The 16,664-nt window shown below is 68.5% G+C and carries 14 protein-coding genes and 1 pseudogene; 11 read left to right on the forward strand and 4 right to left on the reverse strand.

The window, feature by feature from the left end; translation table 11 throughout:
• Nucleotides 1–24: 24 nt before the first annotated feature.
• Nucleotides 25–177: a hypothetical protein gene (locus ACIQKA_RS10420; protein WP_383437245.1), complete on the reverse strand. Its 153-nt coding sequence runs from the start codon at nt 175–177 to the stop codon at nt 25–27.
• Nucleotides 178–962: 785 nt separating this feature from the next.
• Here ACIQKA_RS10420 and ACIQKA_RS10425 point away from each other — a divergent pair.
• Together ACIQKA_RS10425 and ACIQKA_RS10430 are read left to right on the forward strand one after the other, a co-directional pair.
• Nucleotides 963–1,544 carry a carbonic anhydrase gene (locus ACIQKA_RS10425; protein WP_402540644.1) on the forward strand — a complete coding sequence of 194 codons (582 nt, stop codon included), beginning with the start codon at nt 963–965 and terminating at the stop codon, nt 1,542–1,544.
• 17 nt (nt 1,545–1,561) lie between these two features.
• A complete protein-coding gene (locus ACIQKA_RS10430; RefSeq protein ID WP_402540951.1) occupies nt 1,562–3,022 on the forward strand; it encodes a SulP family inorganic anion transporter in 1,461 nt (486 codons plus the stop codon).
• 140 nt (nt 3,023–3,162) lie between these two features.
• On the opposite strand, the pseudogene ACIQKA_RS10435 reads toward ACIQKA_RS10430, so the two are convergent.
• Nucleotides 3,163–3,324 (reverse strand): annotated as a pseudogene (locus tag ACIQKA_RS10435) (pirin family protein); the annotation flags it as partial.
• 535 nt (nt 3,325–3,859) lie between these two features.
• On the opposite strand from ACIQKA_RS10435, the gene ACIQKA_RS10440 reads away from it, so the two are divergent.
• From ACIQKA_RS10440 to ACIQKA_RS10465, 6 genes are all read left to right on the forward strand, one after another.
• Nucleotides 3,860–4,354 carry a Pycsar system effector family protein gene (locus ACIQKA_RS10440; RefSeq protein WP_383447931.1) on the forward strand — a complete coding sequence of 165 codons (495 nt, stop codon included), beginning with the start codon at nt 3,860–3,862 and terminating at the stop codon, nt 4,352–4,354.
• An 18-nt stretch (nt 4,355–4,372) separates the two neighbouring features.
• Nucleotides 4,373–5,077, forward strand: coding sequence for a Crp/Fnr family transcriptional regulator (locus ACIQKA_RS10445; RefSeq protein WP_383447928.1), 705 nt, complete (start codon nt 4,373–4,375; stop codon nt 5,075–5,077).
• 110 nt (nt 5,078–5,187) lie between these two features.
• Entirely contained in the window at nt 5,188–5,970 is a 783-nt protein-coding gene (locus tag ACIQKA_RS10450; protein WP_402540647.1) for a hypothetical protein, read from the forward strand.
• Nucleotides 5,970–7,988 (forward strand): hypothetical protein, encoded by a 2,019-nt coding sequence (locus ACIQKA_RS10455; RefSeq protein ID WP_402540648.1) that lies wholly within the window; start codon nt 5,970–5,972, stop codon nt 7,986–7,988. The genes ACIQKA_RS10450 and ACIQKA_RS10455 overlap by 1 nt, the downstream gene beginning before the upstream one ends.
• Nucleotides 7,985–8,761: a hypothetical protein gene (locus ACIQKA_RS10460; protein ID WP_402540649.1), complete on the forward strand. Its 777-nt coding sequence runs from the start codon at nt 7,985–7,987 to the stop codon at nt 8,759–8,761. The genes ACIQKA_RS10455 and ACIQKA_RS10460 overlap by 4 nt, the downstream gene beginning before the upstream one ends.
• Nucleotides 8,758–8,952 carry a hypothetical protein gene (locus tag ACIQKA_RS10465; RefSeq protein ID WP_383447918.1) on the forward strand — a complete coding sequence of 65 codons (195 nt, stop codon included), beginning with the start codon at nt 8,758–8,760 and terminating at the stop codon, nt 8,950–8,952. Before ACIQKA_RS10460 ends, ACIQKA_RS10465 begins: the two co-directional genes overlap by 4 nt.
• A 59-nt stretch (nt 8,953–9,011) precedes the next feature.
• Here ACIQKA_RS10465 and ACIQKA_RS10470 read toward each other — a convergent pair whose 3' ends face one another.
• Nucleotides 9,012–13,523: a hypothetical protein gene (locus ACIQKA_RS10470; RefSeq protein ID WP_402540650.1), complete on the reverse strand. Its 4,512-nt coding sequence runs from the start codon at nt 13,521–13,523 to the stop codon at nt 9,012–9,014.
• Between the two features lie 430 nt (nt 13,524–13,953).
• Nucleotides 13,954–14,919, reverse strand: coding sequence for a pirin family protein (locus ACIQKA_RS10475; RefSeq protein ID WP_383447912.1), 966 nt, complete (start codon nt 14,917–14,919; stop codon nt 13,954–13,956).
• 170 nt (nt 14,920–15,089) lie between these two features.
• On the opposite strand from ACIQKA_RS10475, the gene ACIQKA_RS10480 reads away from it, so the two are divergent.
• From ACIQKA_RS10480 to ACIQKA_RS10490, 3 genes are all read left to right on the forward strand, one after another.
• On the forward strand, nt 15,090–15,434 hold the full coding sequence (locus ACIQKA_RS10480; RefSeq protein WP_383156475.1) for a tetratricopeptide repeat protein: 345 nt from the start codon (nt 15,090–15,092) through the stop codon (nt 15,432–15,434).
• Between the two features lie 52 nt (nt 15,435–15,486).
• Entirely contained in the window at nt 15,487–15,882 is a 396-nt protein-coding gene (locus tag ACIQKA_RS10485) for a DUF6153 family protein (protein ID WP_383156478.1), read from the forward strand.
• Between the two features lie 112 nt (nt 15,883–15,994).
• The gene (locus tag ACIQKA_RS10490) at nt 15,995–16,639 is read left to right on the forward strand and encodes a DUF305 domain-containing protein (RefSeq protein WP_402540653.1); all 645 of its coding nucleotides are present in this window, start codon (nt 15,995–15,997) and stop codon (nt 16,637–16,639) included.
• The last annotated feature ends 25 nt before the right edge of the window (nt 16,640–16,664 follow it).

Raw genomic sequence — 16,664 nt, forward strand, 5'->3', positions numbered from 1 at the left:
CCGGCGGCGTGGGTCACCGGCGGGTCAGGAGATACAGCCGCTCTTGGGGGCGGCGCTGATGCAGCCGCTCTTGGTGGTGGCGCTGATGCAGCCGTCCTTGGCGGCCTGGGCGGAGTTGGCGGCGACCCACTTGCGCCACACGGACTCCTCCGTCATGTGCTTGATGAGCTGATCCATGGTGGAACCTCCTGAAAGAGAAGAGGGAGGGGTGGACTTCCGTCAAGAGATGGTTCTGCGATGGTCATCCATCGGCACCGAAGGTAAAGAGATGGTCAATCGACCGTCAAGGGCAGGCTTGCCGATTGACCTGAACTGCACGCCTCGCGCGAACGGGTCCCGGCTCCTCCGGGAACCCCGGAACGGCGGACCCTGGTGGCCACGAAGGGGCCGATGACCACGTGGTCGAGGGGGTGGGGCGGCGCATGGCCCACGATCGCGGATCCGGCCAAACAGCCCACACTTTCCGGGCTCTTTCCCGGCCGACACGTGCGGTCGGCCCGCCGCGCGACTTTACTTGTCTATGGTTCTCTTGACCATCGGTTGGGCATCCCTTGGTGCGATCCATAGGTATGGACCGCACCGGGAGGAAGGGCGTGCCGCGAGCCGTGACGACCCGGAGCGCGTCGACGTTCCGCGCCGTCCCGCTGCCCGTGTCCACGCCCCTCACCCCCGGGACCTGCCCCACCCACGCCCACGTCCCCGATCACCCCACCGTCGGGCGGGCCGAAAGCACCCCTCTCGGCCCGCCCGACCACGCGCCGAAGGCCTCGAACCGAGGACCGGCGGCCGGGCTCGACCACGCCGCGCCCAACGCCGTGCGCGGCCACGCGTCGAGCGGATCCGCGGCCCCTTCCGGGGCCGCGCCACAGATGTTCCGCCGCTGACCGGGCGGAACGCCCCCCACATCTCTGTCGTGCAAGCCCGACGCGCCGTAACGGCGCGCCAGGAGGAATCACCACACCATGCAGCCTCTCATCGACAACGCACGTACCTTCGGCCGTCGCCCCGAGGAGTTCGCGGGCCTCGCCGCGGGCCAGTCCCCCGAGGTCCTGTTCATCACCTGCTCCGACTCCCGGGTCGTGCCGGCCCTGATCACGGGCGCCCGGCCCGGCGAACTGTTCGAGCTGCGCACCGCCGGCAACATCGTTCCCCCGTACTCCTCCGCCACCCCCACCGGCGAGGCGGCGACGATCGAGTACGCCGTGGAGGTCCTCGGCGTCAAGGACGTCGTGGTGTGCGGCCACTCCCACTGCGGCGCGGTCGGCGCCGTGGTGCGCGGTGACGACCTGAACTCGGTTCCCGCCGTACGGGACTGGCTCGCGCACGCCGCGAAGGAACCCGAGTGCTCCGACCCCGCCGACCCGACGGTCGCCGAGGCCGTGCAGAACCACGTCCTGACGCAGCTCCTGCGACTGCGCTCCTACCCCTGCGTCGAGCAGCGCCTGCAAGCCGGCGGACTCCGCCTGCGCGGCTGGTACTACGAGGTCCACACCGGACTCGTACGCGAACACCGGTCGGACACCGACGCGTTCGAGACGCTCTGAGGGGACGGGTGACCACCGTGCTGTCCAAGTTCCCTCATTTACGTCAGGACTTCCTCGCCTCCATCGTCGTCTTCCTCGTCGCGGTGCCCCTGTGCGTGGGGGTGGCGGTCGCCTCCGGCGTCCCGGCCGAACTGGGGCTCGTCACCGGCATCGTCGGCGGACTCGTCACCGGCCTCATGCGCGGCAGCAGTCTCCAGGTGTCAGGACCGGCCGCCGGCCTGACCGTGATCGTCTTCGAGGCGGTCAGCGAGTTCGGGGTGGGCACGCTCGGCGTGATCGTGCTGATCGCCGGCCTGCTCCAACTCGCCATGGGGTTCTTCCGGATCGGCCGCTGGTTCAGGGCCATATCCGTCTCCGTCGTCGAGGGCATGCTCTGCGGCATCGGTCTGGTGATCATCGCCGGGCAGATCTACGCCGCGGCCGGCCTGAAGGCTCCGGAGACCGGCATCGGGAAGATCACGGGCCTGCCCCGCGCGTTCGCCGACGCGCTCGGGAGCACCGAGGCCCTGGCCTCCCTCGCCGTCGGCGCGGGCACCATCGCCGTCATCGTGCTGTGGCGGAGACTGCCGAAACGGGTGCGGTCCGTGCCCGGGGCCCTCGCCGCGGTGGTGCTGGCGACGGCCGCCACGCTCGGCCTCGGGCTGCCGGTCGCCACCGTCGAGGTGGAGGGCCTGCTCGGTGTCGTCCAGCCGCCCGGCGCCGAGGCCTTCGGCGAACTGGCCGGCCCCGCCATCTGGGGCACGATCATCGCGTTCGCTCTGATCGCCTCGGCGGAGAGCCTGTTCAGCGCGGCCGCCGTGGACCGGCTGCACGACGGTCCGCGCACCGAGTACGACAAGGAGATGGTCGCCCAGGGCACGGGCAACACGGTCTGCGGCCTGCTCGGCGCCCTGCCCATGACCGCGGTCATCGTCCGCAGTTCGGCCAACGTCGACGCCGGTGCGAGGACCAGGGCGTCGCGGGTCCTGCACGGCGTGTGGCTGCTGCTGTTCGCCGCCGCGCTCCCGTTCGCCCTGGCGCTGATCCCCCTGCCCGCGCTCGCCGGCATCCTCGTGCACGCGGGCTGGAAGCTGATCCCGTTCCGCCAGCTCGCCGCGTTGTGGCGGGAGCACCGGGGCGAGGCGGCGATCCTGGTGGTCACGGCCCTCGCCATCGTCGTGGTGAACATGTTCGAGGGCGTCCTGATCGGTCTGGCCCTGGCGGTCGCCAAGACCGCCTGGGAGGCCTCGCACGTCAGACTGGAGGTCGTCGACAAGGGCGCGGGTCCCATCGAGGCGTGCCTGGCGGGCAACGCCACGTTCCTCCGCCTGCCGAAGATCCTCGACACGCTGGAGTCCCTCCCGCAGGACCGCCCGGTCGAACTCGACCTGTCAGGACTGCACCACCTCGACCACGCCTGCCGCACGGCACTGGAGAGCTGGGCCGAACGGCACAGCGCGACCGGCACCGAACCGGTGAAGCTCACCACCGCGGCCTGATCCGGAGGACGACGGGCCGGCGCCCCCGGCCGCCGGAGGCGCCGGGGCTGCCGCAGCCCCGGCGCCCGGCGGTCCGGGGGCGGTCGGGTGAACGCGCGCGGGGGCGTCGGGCCCCGGCTCCCCGGCCGTGCCCCTCCGGGTCACCGCACCCGCCCGCGCGGCTTCAACGGAACGGCGGGCAGCTCGGGAGCGGACAGGCGGGCACCGTCGTAACCGTGCACCTCGCCGAAGCGCGAGCCCCGCTCCCAGTCGTCGCGCGCCTGTGCGATCTCGTCGCCGGACCGGGCGACGAAGTTCCACCACTACTTGATCTGCCGACGTTTTCGCAGGTCAGAGGCTCGCTAGTCCATCAAAGTCAGCAAAGTCAGCATTGGAGTGTCTCTGGACGGCCGATTCAGCCCATAGTCCAGCCGCTGATTGCGGAGGGGGGACAGACAGCAAGGACCGATGCTGGGCATCCGGTCGCAGTCGACGAGGTGCAGCTAAGGCTCCCGGGGCGCGATGCGCGCCCCGGGAGCCTTCGGGAGGTCGGTCGCACTGCGCAGAGGACTGGATCGCGTTCCACTCGGTGGAGGTAGTGACCTCGTTGAGGACGCATGCGGTGGCCCGTCGTGCTGGTTGCGGACGGCCTGTACGGCGTCGGCGGGCAGGTCAAGGGTATACGGCCCTTCAGGCAGGGTCAGACCCCAGGCGGTCAGAGCGCGGTCAGACTCGTCGCTGCCGTTCCACCACGTTCAGGCCAAGATGTCCGCCGTGCGTTTTCGTTCGGCCGTGCTTGCGCAGCCTTCAGCGCAGCACCAGTGAGTAGTCAATCGCTGTACCCAGGGGGATGTCACCGTGCCGACTGAGCCGACCGAAACAGCGTGGAAGATCCAGTCCGCCGTCGCGGATGCGACGGCCAAGGCGGACTCGAAAGCCGCGCTCGCCTTGACCCTGCAGTCCACCGCGCTGGCCGTACTGAGCCTGCTGGCGAGTTCTCGGCGGGCAGCGGGCGAGTTCGAGTCCGCTGCGTCGCAGACGCTTTTATGGCTCGGTGTCGTACTCATCATGGCGGGTGTCTGTTGTGCCGCGTCGGCTGTTTCTCCCCGGCTCGGCAAAGAGCGGCGAGGGCCAGAACCGGATGGCGACTTCCTATACTTCGGACACCTGCGGCTCATGGAACCCGCCGCATTGGAAGGCGTGCTGCGCAACACAGATCCACTGCCCTCGCTTACCCGACAAGTCGTGGTGATGAGCGAGATCGCCTGGGCCAAACACCGCCGGGTGCAGTGCTCTCTCGTCCTGTCAGTCGCGGGCTGCGGCTGCTTCGCCATGGCCACCGCCTTCGCGTGAGGGTGAGGAGGTGTCACGGTGAACTTCCTTTCCCTCGTGCCTCCTGAGGTATGGCGCGACTTGCTCGAACGCGGGCATCGGCGCACCTACCGGAGCCAGGCGGTGCTCCTTTCACAGGGCGAGTCGCCCGACGGTGTGATCGCGCTGGTCGACGGTCTCGTCAAGGTAGTACAGGGCAATGAGGCTGGGGACAGTTTAACGTTGATGCTCCGCGGCCCCGGCGAGGTCCTCGGTGAGATGGGTGTGCTGCTCGACCGGCCGCGTTCGGCGACCGTGACAGCGGTACGCCCCTGCACGGGTGTCGTCATGGCTGCGCACGCCTTCCGCGGATATGTGGCCCGGCATCGCCTGGAGCCTGTCGTGTACCGGCTCAGCGTGGACCGACTGAACACTCAGGAGCGTCTGCGCGCCGACCTTGTTCACCTGCCGCCGCCGGCCCGCCTGGCACGGGTGGTCGTTCATCTCGCGGACGAGGTGGGGCACCGTGATGGGACTGGTGGTGTCGTCGTCGAACTCGGCATACCCAGGGAGGATTTGGCCACGATGGCGGGCATGAGCCGGTCATCGGCATTTGCCGCCCTCGCGCGTCTCCAGTCCGACGGCATTGTCACGCTCGGCCGTCGGCGGCTCGTTGTCAGAGATCCTGCCCTGCTGAGGGCCGCAGCCCAGGACGACGGGGTGGGTGACGGCGACCGACCGCCGCGCGGAGCTCCTGTGATGTGACGTGCGGCACGCCCGTACCGTCCAGCGCTGGACGGTCGGCTCCCCGCTCCTCGAACAGGTTGGTGCTCTTCCCGCCGCATGGGCAGGGAGAGCTACGAGAGGAGCGGCGCATGCTGCCGTCATGGGAGCCTTTGTGGCCCTACCGGGCCGTGCTGGCCGTCGACGCCAGGGACTTCGGATCACTCGACAGCAAAGGGATGCAGCGAGTCAACGCCGACATCCCACCTCTGCTGGCCCAGGCGCTGAGCGCCAGCAACGTCAGCGCGCACTGGGAACGGCGCGTGTTCGGCCAGCACACGGGCGACGGTTACGTCGCCGGCATGGACCCCGAGGTCTTGCCCGCCCTGGTGGGGCACTTCCCCGACGCACTGCGCCAGGCGCTCTCCCGTCGGCGGGCCGAGAACCCGCACCTCAAGCCCCTGCAGCTGCGGGTCAGCATCCACGTCGGCCCGTTGCCTCAGAGTGGTCTGGGCGTGCCCATGGTGCACACCCACCGGCTCCTGGACGACAAGGCGCTGCGGGCAGTGCTCGAGCGCGGACATCCCGAGATCACCAACACCGCCGTGATCGTCTCCCAACGGGTGTACGAGGACGTCTTCGACAGCGGCTGCGTCAACGACGACGTACTGCCGACGCACTTCCATCGGCATCTGGTGAGGGTGAAGAAGTTCGAGCAGCCGGCCTATCTGCACCTTCCCGGTTTTGACTGGGGGCTCGCGGATCCGGACATCTTCGAGCCGTCCGCTGCGGCGGCAAATGAGGAGGAGCCGGGGTCTGGGGCGCTTGTGGCGTCGGCTCCCACGGCTCCGGCAGGTCCCGGTGCGGTGAACTTCCACCAGTACGGCGAGCACGGCAAGCAGGGCTACAACTTCTACGACGAGCGGGGGCGGTAATGAACGACCGCAGCAGCGAAGCATCCGAGCCGCCGTACCACGGAATCAATCCGGTGAGGCCCCGGGTGCACCAGGAGCCGGCCGACGCGCCGCCATCGAACGCGTCGGAGTTCCACCAATACGGCGATCACAGCGTCCAGGCGGTCCACTACGCCGTACACCTGAACGGTGACTACGTCCAGACTCTGCCCATCGACGGCAACGACCTCGCCTACCGTGCGAGCGAAGACGGTCGCTTCGTCGAGCCCCGGGATCCGAACCGTCTGCTCGACGCGGCCAAGATCCTCGAAGCGCACGGCGTCGTGGTGCTGTGCGCGTCCGCCGGCAGCGGCCGACGGACCGCAGCGGTGCGACTCCTGCGCCGTACGGCGGGACCGCAGGAGCCGGAGCTGTTCGACCTGGAACCGGAGTGGACCAAGCCCGGGACCCAGTGCTTGCCGGTGCGCTCGGCGACGGGCTACCTGCTCGACCTCTCCGACCTCCCGGACGAGCCGCCCGCCCGCTTCGGCCAAGACCTGGTCCATCATGGAGCCGCACTGTGTAAACAGGGGTCTTTCCTGGTCGTGCTCGCCACCCCAAACGACTGGCAGGGCGCATGGGCCGACGCCACCGGCGACATCACGGTACGGCTGGAGTCCCCCAGTGCGCGGCGCCTCGTCGAGACCGAGCTCGGCGCGCACGGTCACGCAGACCGGGTGGCCTGGCTGACGGACGAAAAGCTCTCCCCGATCTGGGAAGCCGACCCCTCCGCCCGTGACGCGTGCTGGCTGGCCGGGCTCATCGGTGCGGTGAGCGACCGGGAGCAGCTCAAGGAAGCCGTGGACCGTTTCGGGGACTGGCACACCACGGTAGAGAAGCTGCTCAATAAGCGCGGTGCCGTGGACGGAAACCCGTCGTTGCTGTCCACTCGGGTCACGGTGTGGGCCGGAGCGCTGCTCGACGGAGGGCGGCGCGGTTCCCTCGTCCGCGCGTCCGACGACCTGCTCGCCTCGCTGGGCCAGGCCCGGGGGCCGGCCGACGTACTCACCGACGCGACGTCGTCCCGTCGACTCCAAGCAGCTGGGATCGAGTCCGTCGGTGACCGCGCCCACCACGACCGCAGCTGTCAGGGGTTGCCCGCCGCCATCCTGCGTCATCTTTGGGAGGAGTTCCCCACCCAACACGACCTGCTGACGAGGTGGGCGGTCGGTGTCGCCGCGAATCGGTCCGTACCGGAGGACGACGCCCGACTGGCAAGCGAGGCCCTCCTGCGCCTGGCAGTGCGTCAGCACGACAGGCACGTGCTCGACGCTCTCGCAACGGGACTCATCGGCCCTCGGCGGATCTTGGCCGTCGAGGCGCTCACAAAGGCCGCGACCGACGCCGAACTCGGCCGCTATGTCCGCGACCGCCTCCTCAACTGGGCGGAGTCCAACAACGCGGAGAAGGTCGATCTGGTCGTCGACGTCTGCGGCGGGCCCTGGGGCCTGGAGCAGCCGGCGCTCGCCCTGACCCGCCTGGGCAAGGCAGCGGGTGGGAAGGATTTCGGCGCCGAGAAGCTGGTCGATGCCTTCCGGGAGCTTGTCCGGCACGCTCCTGGCCTCGTGGACAAGACGGTCGTGCAGTGGCTGAAGAGGCACGGGACCGAGGCCAGCGGAGAGGCGCACCGCCAAGCGTTGGGATCCTTCCTGGCACTCGTCTCCAGTGACACGGGCACGGACCTGGTCCTCGCCTCGGCCGGCGACGCGTCCAGCAGGGAGCACTTCGTCCATGCCTGGCAGACGCTGCTCACCACCAACGACGCCGTGGAGGCCGTGCTCGACCAGCTCACCCGCTGGCAAGAGCGGTTCGAGCACGACGCCGACCAGAGGGACGCGGTAATCGCCCTGCTGGCTGAAGTCTTCGCCCCGCCGCGGCTGCGGTTGCGGCTCGACCGGCTCTTGGTGGCAGACGGAGCGGTGGTCCGGCCGTTCTGGCGGGACATCCTCGGCCACGCCATGCAGCACTACAGCCTCGTCCGGAAAGCGTCGGAGGCATGACCGAGCGTCCCGGTCCCTGGTGGAGACGGCGGGTCGGCCGGTTCAAAGCGTACTGGCCCACCTGCCTGCCGGGCGTCCGCTTCCTGGCACATGGCACTCTCACCCATCTGGTCCCTCACCGGGCGACCGGGACCTACCACGCGACCGCCGCACGAGCGGCGGCCCGTCTGGCCCTGGACGAACTCGGCCGCGGCATCGCCGGGAGGCATCGACCCGAGGAACTGGAATGCGCTCAACAGAGGCTCACCCTGGCGGTCTCGGCGTGGCACAGCCCCGACAGCCATCCCGGCCTCTGGCTCAGGGCACAACTCACCCTGCTGCTCCCCCAGCAGGACGCCGAGCGAGCCCAAAGGCACCAGAATGCCCTGCGCGAGGTTGAACTCGGTCTCGCACAGGACCGGTTGCGCCGGCAAGAACTGGCTCGGACCGTGTGCACCGACCGTGACAGCGCCCGCCTGTGGTGGCTGGAGCGACATCTGGACGACCTGTCGGCTCTCAGCTGGGCATCGTTCAGGGACACGATCCTGCCCCTGGTGGGGACGTCGGTCACCGAGCACACGCAAGCCGAGCGGCTCGCCCACTCCCTCCTCTACGTCTGGGAGCGATTGGACGACGTGCCGGGACGGCAGGCGCGGTTCATGGCCACGGCCCGCACGCTCTTCGAGCAGATGGGTTGGTCCAACGGATTCCCCTGGCCGTCGCCGTCCGACGACCTGGAGTCTGTGGCTCCGTCCCCGGCAACCGTCCCCTACGCAACGGAGGACGAGCAGTGAAGACCTTCCTACTGCGCTGGCTGCTCGATCCGCTCACCAGTCTGCTCGCCCTCCGCCTGTGGTCCCGGGAGCGCAGCCGCAGGTCGTACGATGCGGCGTGGCGGCTGGCCAGGGTCATGCGTCACCCGGACGAGCTCCTGTACCGCGTTCACGGCCACCGACCCGACGATCCTGGAGACCTGCTTCCCTGATCACTGGGCGGTGCTGTCCTCCATCGCTGGGACCGGCGCACCGATCCCAGCGATCGCACCTACTGCTTGTGGGGGCGCGGGATATTGATCACCATGGGCCGAATATGAACAAGGCCTGCCTGGGAGAGGCTCATCGCTTGGTCCAGCAGATCGACCAGCAGCTTGTCAGGCTGAAGCCTCCTCGCCCGGGTCTTACGACTGTCCCCCGTGGCAGTCCAAAGCTCGATGGGATACCAACCGACGATGTAGATGCCTGCATCCGTCCCCGCTTCGGGTAGATACCGGCCAACCAGCTGATCTTTTTGAGCCGTTGGAACTTCATCGTTCCAGGCACCCTTGACCTCGATGACCAGTTTTATGGACTCCCTTGAAGCGATGTTGGGGTCGTCACCCGGTGAGGGGATCGCTTCGATGAGGAGGTCAGTACGGTCGCCGGCGCCGTATGGATCGGTCGGGTGGATCAGCACCTCACGGTTGATAGCGACGCGGTGACCGGCCAGCCTCAGACTCAGCTCGTGCGTGAGGTAAGCGCACAGGGCTGCTTCGGGTTTGGGGCGCCAGACATCGGGGATTGCTGGGCTGTCTGCGGATGGCTTTCGAGGAGTCTTCCCTGGTGTACGGTCCCATAGCAGTTCGCAGTGGGCGGGAAGGTCCTGGCTCATGTCCTCGATGGCCTCCTGCACCATCTCCAAGAGGTCTGTAGTGGTGCGGATGACGCGCCGAGCTGGGTCCTGCAGGAGCCGTATCACGTCCTCCGTACATACTTGACTCCAGCTCGCAGCGGCATATTGCTTGGTCGCCGCGACGAGCGCTGCGGCGATAGCCAGCCGATTGGGGTACTGGGCCGCAAGTTGGCGCAGTTGTTGAACTGCCTCTGTGGTGGCTCGTCGACTTAGCTCAGGAAGTAGGCGGTCTCTCCATTCTCGGGCTTGCTCGTCAGCGTCGATCCAGCGCGCGCCACGAAGGGGCCGGTCCTCTTCGGGGTCGTACAACCCGCTGAGCCACAGATACAAGTCGCCAACACCGGCCTCACTGAGGGAGCTTTGGATTCGCTCCGCCACAGTCCTGGCGCACGCTTCGGCCAGTCTCCGACCGAGCTCGGGGTCGGTTGCCGTGAATTCCTTGACGCGTGGCCAGTGCGTCTCGGCGTCTGCGGTCAGCAGGGCTTTGGCGGCGAGGACAGCGGCTTGTGTGGCAAGCGGAGTTTCCCAGGCTCTGTCGAGGGTGCTGTCAATAATGCTGCGCGCAATCCGACTGTCGGTAGTGAGAAGAGAGGCCAGAATGCTGTGCCAGTTCCGCAGCGCGGCCTCGCGTGCCTCATCGCTCTCGGGCAGACGAATGGGCTGGCCTTCGCTTGCTGGTGAGCCTGCTTCGGCCCTTTCCGCCGCGTTGGGCACGAGCCCGAGGCAGGTGGAAAGTTCCGTAGCAAGGTGCTCTATGGCCGTACGCAATTCTGCAGCCCAGCGCGGGTCGATGGGGTTAAGTTCGATGGGTTGTCGGCCTGTCGTGAGTGCGGCGCGAGCTGCCTGGGTGACGCGCAGAGCCAAAGACTCAGGGGCGTGACGGGCTGCAAGGCGCAGCAGGTCCACCCGTGCGGGTTCCATGTAGCTCGTCGACATTCCCAGGTACTCGGTCAAAAGCGCGGCGGTCCACGAGCTCCACACCGACGGGGGCAGTTTGAATAGGCGGTCTGATCGTTGGAGTTCGGTCAGCAGGGCATACCCGGCCCATGAGCACTTGTTGCGGCGCGAGTGTTGCAGCCAGGAATCCGCGCGGTCGTGTTCGGTTGTGAGATAGCGCAGGGCTAGCTCAGGGAGGTCCGTCAGACCGTCATCGAGTGCTACGGCGCCCGGCCAGGTTGACATGGCGTCTGATGCGTCCTGCACCAGCCTTCCCGTCCGCGGGTCCACGCGTAGGTTCCATACGAACTGCCACAGACTGTCGTTGTCCCCCTCCCTAGCCTCACCGAGGAGTCGCACTTGCTCGGCCATGAAATCCGCTGCTTCCGGCCAATGCTTTTTGCCGGCACTGTGGTTGCGGCGGAGCGCCTGAGCGAGACGACTATCGAGGGCTATCGCATCGTAGAAGGAACGCACATATGGCCATGCCGGGTGCTTGTCGTCATAGGCCAGTTCGAACGCATGGTGGTCATCAGGAGGAAATGTGCAGAAGGCCAGCTCGCCGTAGACCTGGATGTGCGCATGGTCGCCGGACGCCGCTGCCTGGGCTGTTTGCTCCAGCATCCACGGAAAGTCCTTCCGGTCCACCAACTGGTGGCGGGTAGCTGGCTCGGGGGCCGAAGGTCCGTCGAGCCGCAGCAATGGGCGGCGTTCCCAGTCGTACGCGATCAGGCAGGCCGCTTCCCGCGGGTCGACATTGGCCCGCACAGCTTCCGTGACGAGGGCTTGGGTCAGAAGCCTGCGCAGTGACTGAGTCTCCTGGGTTTCGTGCCCGTGCTCGTCGGGTTGCAGGCAGTCCGGGACCTCGACCTTGTGGTGGTCACGGAGGAGGCAGATGATGATCTTCGCCAAGGTAGCCGTGTGCTGATCCGCTTGCGGGGCCCGGAGCGCACGATCGATCACCCCGTTGATCAACGAGATCTCGAAACGGTCATGAGTGAAGACGAAGCCACTGTCCGGCTGGAGGATCGCTCTATGTGTCCAAGCCAGGAGCTCAGGCAGATCCTCCTCCCTGCACTGCTGGGGCATGCTCCTCAAGAAGTGGGCGAAGTTGCCGTATAGGTCTGGGGACGGGGGGCGAAGGGCGGCCAGCATCGTCGCGGCGTCCAGATGGTGCGGCCAGAGTAGGCTCAGCAGGGTGCCTCGCAGCTCGTGCTCGGGGTCCACACGCTCGGCGTAGGAAAGGTCAGAGAGCGAGTCTAGAGTCCCAGCTAGGACAAGCGCTGCACGTCCTGGGTCACACGTGAACGCGGCGCGGGCCGCCAGACGACGTTCCGTCTGGTGCCATGCCTCGTTCCTCACCAGCTGCAGCAGCGCATCAGCCAACCTGGGATGAGCCATGCCGGCATCCTGGGCCAGCTGGATCGCCAGGCGGATTCGCGCTGTGGTCTGCCAATCGGCCACACCTTCGCCGGGGGTCGCCTCCAGCACGTCGGCGAGCTGGTCAGCGAGCCCAGGATGGCGCAGGTCCCAGCGAGAGAGCTGCCACCTTGTGTCGCTCAGTTCCACTTGTGCCGCACGTTCCAGCAGTCTGCTCACGGTCAGTCGGCGGACCTCGTCGGAACGCACTAGAGCGCTGTGAACTGCCAGGCTTTCCGGATCGGCGGTTGCCAGCCAGCTGCTGGCAGAGGGCTTCATGGCCACCAACCAGGCGGCAGTCTCCCGCAGAGGTGCGGGGATTATTGCTGTCTCTCCGTCCGGTGAGCCGATCAGGAAGAGGTTCTCCAGCTGCCGCGGCGTGGTCTTCCGATCGGTCAGGTACCGGGCAGCGAGATAGGCCGCTACGGAAGAATGCCGGAAAGCCACCCTGTCGTCGTCCGGTGCTGTGAACAGCGCGGTAGCCAGGCATTCCTCGACCACCTGGGGCGTCACCTCGAACGGGCCAGCAGCGGTTCGCTCCTTTCCGCCCGCCAGTATCTCGCCCGCCAGGTCGTATGTGCCCGCCTCGAAGGTGGCGCCGCGCCAAACGGTACGGTGGCCGGACAGGAGCATCCACGCCGCAACGCGGCCCGCCACCGTCAGGCGCTGCGGGGCCGTGGTGATCAGGGACTTCTTAAGTCGGCGAGCGTCGGGGTCTTCAGCAAGCCGTGCCACACCGCGAGCGAACAACTCTTCTGGCAGCCCGTGCAGCTGGCCGTCAGCCCGATAGGTCATGACCAGCAGTTCCAAGGTCAGCGGTACGCCGGCCAGCGCGGCGGCACCAGCCGCCTCAGCCCCTGCCACCAACTCTTCCCCCGGCACGCCGGCGCTGTCAGCCAGCGCCACAGCCTCCTGTCGACTCAACGGAGCGAGATCAACGCACCGACAGGCACCGAAAGCCTCGGACAATACAGGCGTCAGTGTCGCCGGATAGTCGGCTGTGCGGCAGGCCATGAGAAACCGAACCCGGCTGAGATCCCGGCCGCTGAGCGACCTTCTCAACCGCCTGGGCAGAGACGGCAGAAGTGGGCTCTCGTCAGCCTGGTCTAGGACTACCGTCAGAACTCCACCACGCCCGACGGCGCCTCCCTCCCCAGGCAAGGAGGCAAGATGACTTCCAAGCTCCTCCTGGTAGGAGAGCTCGGTGAGGTCACCACCCGTCACCCAGAGGCACGCATCGGAGTCTCTGTCCCAAGCATCGACAACGATGCGGGGCAGCCGATCTGTGAGCTGTGTCAGCAGAGAAGTCTTCCCGGCGCCCGGCTCCCCCAACACGATCATCGCGCCCGCCGCCGCAACCACAGAGGGAAGCGCCAGGGCACCCTCACGAAGCCGCCCAGCCTCCCTGACCACGTCACCATCATCCGCACGGAACGCCTCGGTGACCTGCGGGATCAGATCTTCAACAGCGACACGTTCCCCCCGCACCCTGCACACCCGAGGAACCTGAAAGCCAAACACATAACCTGCCACTCCCTCATCGTCTCAGCCCTTACTGACAAGCGCCTCTGTCGGCCCATGTACCGACGCGAGAGAGGCCCTTGCCGAGCATGACGCATCCGATGCCGCCCAGGGCGCATAGCAGGAGGGGCTCATACAGGACCTGCGTCTACCACAACGTCTCGCCAGCCCATGAACGGCGCGGGCTACAGTGCCGAGACCGGCCCTCTCTCCCCCTGCGCCGCACTGACAAAATAACTGACAACCCGTCAGTAGAGTCAGCAAAAGGTCAGCATTCAGTTGACTAAACCTGCTCGCACACGAGCACACGCTGGACACGCACCCGTCGACGGCGGTGACTGCGGGAGGCTGCGATACGTCCCCTCCCGCAGTCACCACGACAGCCACAGGCAGGGGTCGGGCATTCCCCGACTCTGCATCGGCTCAACAAAGAAAACGCAGGTCAGCGCACTCGTCCCCGCGCCTTCAGCTGCGTCGCCGGGACCTCCGGGGCGTCGAGCCGGTCACCGTCGTAGCCCACCACCTCGCCGAAGCGGTCGCCCGTCATCCAGTCCTCCCTCGCCTGGCGGATCTCCTCGTCCGTGCGGCCCACGAAGTTCCACCACATGACGATCTCCTCCGCGAAGGGTTCGCCGCCGAGGAGCATCAGGCCCGCGTCCGAGAGGGCGTGGAGGGGGAGTTCGGTGCGGCCGCAGCCGAGGTAGAGCATCGAGCCGGGCAGGACGGGCACGCCGTCGACGCGGGCCTCGCCGGACATGGCCAGGACGGCGTACTCGAAGTCGGGCTCCAGCGGGAGGTTCTTCTCGGTCCCGGCCGCGAGGGCGAGGTCGGCGCCGACGATCGGGGTGTACGCGGTGCCCGGTGAGGCGGCGCCGTCCAGGGAGCCCAGGATCACCGTGGCCGTGAGGCCGGGGGCGGTGGCGCGGGGCAGGTCGGCGTGGTGCTCGAAGCGGGGTTCCACGTGGCGGTGGGCGTCGGGGAGGGCGACCCAGAGCTGGGCGCCGTGCAGGAGGCGGGCGTGCGGGCGGGGGCTCTCCTCGGAGTGGGAGATCGCCCGGCCGGAGGTCATCAGGCCCAGCTCGCGCGGGCGGATGGTCCGGAGGCTGCCGGTGGAGTCGCGGTGCAGCACCTCGCCCTCGTGGAGCCAGCTGACGGTCTGGAGCCCCGTGTGGGGGTGGGGCGGGACCTGCATGCCGGGTTCGTCGGCGATGTCGTCGGGACCGTAGTGGTCGACGAAGACCCAGGCGCCGACCATCCGGCGGCCCAGGTTCGGGAGCAGCCGGCGCACCTCGGTCGATTCGCCGAGCCGGACGCGGCGGGGGCTGAGGAGTTCCCGCACCGGCTCGGCGACGACGAACCCGCGTCCGCCGCAGACGGTCGGCACGGCCTGGCGATCGAGATTGCTCATGGCGCCCAACCTATTCCCGTCCGGGTGCCGCGGGGCGAGACGCTCCGGTGGGGCCGCGAGAAGCCGGGACCACCGGAAGGCGTTGGTGGAATGTTCAACCAAGTCGGGGTGTTGAACCGGTCGACCGCCCCCACCGGGCGGCGGATCCTCGGCTCCGGAAAGGAAGAGCAGTGAGCGACACCTACTACGAGTTCGGCACGGCCGGGGAGCGCTGGGACCGGGCGCGGCTGTTCTTCGACGCGAAGGAGTACGGGACCGCCGTCCGCATCCTGCGCGGTCTCGTCGCCGAGCACCCGGACCAGACGGCCCAGCGGCTCCTCCTCGCCCGTGCGTACTACCACTCCGCCCAGTTGTCGCGGGCCGAGGGCGAACTGCGGGCGATCCTGGAGCGCGACCCGGTCGAGCACTACGCCCGGCTGATGCTCGGCCGCGTGCTGGAGCGGCAGGGGCGCCCGGAGGAGGCCGCGCCGCATCTGCGGATGGCCGCCGCCATGGCGGGCGAGACGGTGTCCTGACGCGTTCTTGATACCCCCGCACGGTATATTCGGCGGCCGGGAGGTCCTGACCGTGCGCACACACCGGGCGGAACGCCGTCGACGAGCAGGAGGTGCCCTCGCGCACCTCCTGCTCGTCGTCGTGCTCGCGCTCGGCGTGTTCCTGATGCACACCGTGGGCCACCCGGAGGGCTCCGACGGCGGTACGCACACCACCGCCACCGCCCCTTCCGCGCACGACGGCGGCGGCTCCGACGCCCGGCACGATCCCGGTCCCGGGACGGACACGACCACGCTGTGCGTGGCCGTCCTCGGCGTCTGGCTGCTGGCCCGGCTCGTCCTGGCCGCGCTGGGACGCGGCCCCGAACGGCTCGTGCCCTTCCCGGCGCGCCTCGCGCACGTACGGGTTCCGCACGCCCCGCCCCGGCGCCCTCCCGACCTCGCCCTGCTGTCCGTCCTGCGGATATAGGCGGCCGTCCCGCCCACGGGTGCTCCACAGCGCCCGTGAGCCGCTTCGACCCGCCCTTTTCCCTCCGTACGGAACCGTGAGGTCCGTACGCACAGCACACGAGGTACCACCCATGCGCATGCGCGCCTTCACGAACCGCGCCACCCGGACGTCCGCCCTCGCCGGCGCCGTCGCCGCGACCGGACTCCTGCTCACCGCCTGCGGTGCGGACGGCACCGCCCCGCCGGCGTCCGCCACCGCCTCCCCGTCCGCCACCGCCGCCGCTCCGGGGTCCGCCGCCTCCCGGGCGCCCTTCAACGACGCGGACGTCATGTTCGCGCGGATGATGATCCCCCACCACGAGCAGGCCCTGGAGATGGCGGGGCTCGCACGCGGCCGCGCCGAGGACGCCGGCGTCAAGGAGCTGGCCGCCGCGATCGAGCGGGCGCAGGACCCGGAGATCCGGAGGATGCGGGCCTGGCTCAAGGCCTGGGGCAGGCCCGAGTCCGCCGGTCACGCGGGCGGCCACGGCTCCGGTCACGCCATGGCCGGAATGATGTCCGAGCAGGACATGAAGGACCTGGCGGGGGCAAGGGGCAAGGAGTTCGACCGGACCTTCGCCGAGTTGATGATCGCCCACCACGAAGGCGCGGTGACCATGGCGGAGGAGGAGCGGAGGAACGGTCTCGACCCGGCGGCCAGGAAGCTCGCCGACGACGTCGTGCGGACCCAGTCCGCCGAGATCACCGAGCTGCGGAAGCTGCTCGACCGGCCCTGAACGCCTTTGGTCCGTCCCCGGTCCG

It is taken from the genome of Streptomyces sp. NPDC092045 (genome assembly GCF_044756005.1).
Classification (GTDB): domain Bacteria; phylum Actinomycetota; class Actinomycetes; order Streptomycetales; family Streptomycetaceae; genus Streptomyces.